This window comes from Mitsuaria sp. TWR114 (assembly GCF_007997345.1).
Map to the genome: position 1 here is coordinate 1 of NZ_VOSR01000640.1, position 719 is coordinate 719.

Sequence of the window (719 nt, forward strand, 5' to 3'; positions counted from 1 at the left end):
ACCGCGTCGGCGTTGATGGACAGGATGCGGTGCATCAGGTCCGGGCGCGCGTACATCAGGCTCTTGACGTGGCGATAGTCGTCGGAGCCGCCGCCCTCCACCATGTAGCAGGCCAGCGTCCACGGGCTGCCGGAGAAGCCGATCAGCGGCACGCGGCCGTTCAGCGCGCGGCGGATCGAGCTCACCGCGTCGAAGACGTAGCGCAGCTTGTCCATGTCGGGCACGGCCAGCGCGTTCACCGCCGCCTCGTCGCGCACGACCTTCTCGAACTTGGGGCCCTCGCCCTGCGCGAACGACAGGCCCAGGCCCATCGCGTCCGGCACGGTCAGGATGTCGCTGAAGAGGATGGCCGCGTCGAGCGGGTAACGCTCCAGCGGCTGCAGCGTGACCTCGGTCGCGTAGTCCGTGTTGGTGGCCAGGCCCATGAAGCTGCCGGCTTTGGCGCGGGTGTCGCGATATTCAGGCAGATAGCGGCCGGCCTGGCGCATCAGCCAGACGGGGGTGTATTCGGTGGGCTGGCGCAGGCAGGCGCGCAGGAAGACGTCGTTCTGAAGGGGGGCGCTCATGGGAGGGCGATTATCCTCGGGGCTCCCTGCTCTTGAATTCCCGCGGCTGGCACACGATATGCCGGTGCGCACAAGGAGGTTACGCGAATGACATCGACCCCGTCCCGTTTGCTTGCCGCCGCGCGCGCCGCGGCCGCCGCCACGCTGATCGTC

Annotated in this window: 1 protein-coding gene; it reads right to left on the reverse strand. The window is 68.6% G+C overall.

Translation table 11 applies throughout. The features are described 5' to 3' along the window. Window positions 1-566, reverse strand: a 566-nt coding sequence (locus FUT87_RS21405) for a uroporphyrinogen decarboxylase family protein (protein ID WP_310735283.1), incomplete at its 3' end; no start/stop codon positions are given. Between the last annotated feature and the right edge of the window lie 153 nt (window positions 567-719).